The following is a 1,794-nucleotide window of genomic DNA, read 5'->3' as shown; positions in this document are numbered from 1 at the left end:
CGCGTCACCGCCGCTGTCGTCGGCACCGTCAGCCGGCCCACTGCCAGCGGGTTTGACGGCATTGCTGTCGCCGGTGCCAGTCGTCTTGGCGGCTTTGGCGGCATCATCGGCCTGCTTCTTCAGCAACGCGCGATAGCGGGCGACGTTCTCGTTGTGCTCGTCCAGCGTCGCGGCAAAAACGTGCCCGCCGGTGCCGTCGGCAACGAAATAGAGGTCGGCGGTCTTCGACGGATTGGCCACCGCCTCCAGCGCTGCACGACCCGGATTGGCGATCGGCGTCGGCGGCAAGCCATTGATCACATAGGTGTTGTAGGGCGTCTGTTTCTGGATGTCCGACTGGTAGATCGGCCGGTCCGCCGGCTTTCCCTTGCCGCCGAACAGCCCGTAGATGATGGTCGGATCGGATTGCAGGCGCATGCCCTTGGCAAGCCGGTTCAGGAAGACGGCGGCAACTCGCGAACGCTCGTCACCCTTGCCCGTCTCCTTCTCGACGATCGAGGCCAGCGTGACGAACTCCTCGACGTTGGCCAGCGGCAGGTCAGGCGCGCGCCGCTGCCAGACATCGTCGACCAGCTTCTTCTGATCCGCCAGCAGCTTATCGACCATCTGCTGGCGTGTCGCTCCGCGCGTGAAGCGCAGCGTGTCGGTGGCGAGGCTGCCCTCCGGCGGCGTGGTTGCCGGCATGTCGCCGCTCAAGGCATTCTCCTCGGCGATGCGCTGCAATGCCTGGTCGACCGTCAGTCCTTCAGGAATGGTCAGCGAATACATCACCGACTTGCCGCTCTTCAGAAGCTCCATGATATCGCGCATGGATGCCCTGGGCTTGATCTCGTACTCGCCGGCTTTCAGCGCGGAATCATTGCCGAAGGCCCGCACGCCAAGGCGGAATACCCGGGCGTCGCTGATCAACCCGCGGCGTTCGAGCTGGTCGGCGATATCCTGGACGCCGGTGCTCGGCTTGACCAGGAAGGTGTCGCCATTGGCCGAAGGTCCGGGTTCGGTGAATTCCTGCTTGCCGAAATAGACCGCGACGCCGGCCGCCAGAACCACCAGCATCACCGAGGAGATGACGAAGTTCATGAAAACGACGACCTGGCTGCGTGACGCACGCGAGCGCTTCGGCGGCGGCGTGCCAGCCTCCGGCCGCAACGCTTCGCTGGCCGTTTTCGGCACGATCGGGCCGGATGTCGGCGGCCGTTGCCCGAATTCTCCGTTGCCTGCCGGATTTGTGTTCATTTCGCCCTACCGTTTGATCGCCCAACGAATCCCCAGCGGCAGAGTAGGGGCGAATATGGCAAAATTGACGGCACGCCGAAGCGCCGCCCGGCAGCCGGACGATCAGCCATTGTAGCGCTGGAAGACCAGCGACGCGTTGGTCCCGCCAAAGCCGAAGGAATTGGACAGCGCCACGTCGATCTGGCGGGCACGCGGCTTGTTCGGCACCAGGTCGATCGCGGTTTCGCGTTCCGGGTTGTCGAGGTTGATGGTCGGCGGCGCGACATTGTCCCTGATGGCAAGGATCGAGAAGATCGCTTCGGCGGCACCCGCCGCCCCAAGCAGATGGCCGATCGACGACTTGGTCGACGACATCGAAATCTTCGATGCGGCATTGCCGACAAGCCGCTCGACCGCGCCGAGCTCGATCGTGTCGGCCATGGTCGAGGTGCCGTGCGCGTTGATGTAGTCGACATCGGCCGGCGTCAACTTGGCCCGGTTCAGTGCCGCCGTCATGCAACGGAAGGCGCCATCGCCATCCTCGGCGGGCGCGGTGATGTGATGCGCGTCGCCGGTGAG

Annotated in this window: 1 protein-coding gene and 1 pseudogene; both read right to left on the bottom strand. The window is 64.7% G+C overall.

Annotated features, from left to right (window positions below):
• Positions 1–1,236 (bottom strand): endolytic transglycosylase MltG (mltG, locus tag EN939_RS32685; protein ID WP_127271641.1); only part of this gene is annotated, 1,236 nt, incomplete at its 3' end.
• Between the two features lie 102 nt (positions 1,237–1,338).
• Positions 1,339–1,794, bottom strand: a pseudogene (locus EN939_RS32680) (beta-ketoacyl-ACP synthase II); the annotation flags it as partial.

The sequence above is a fragment of the Mesorhizobium sp. M7A.F.Ca.CA.002.05.1.1 genome (assembly GCF_003998335.1).
GTDB lineage: Bacteria > Pseudomonadota > Alphaproteobacteria > Rhizobiales > Rhizobiaceae > Mesorhizobium.
This window is presented reverse-complemented; position numbering and strand designations above follow the sequence as displayed.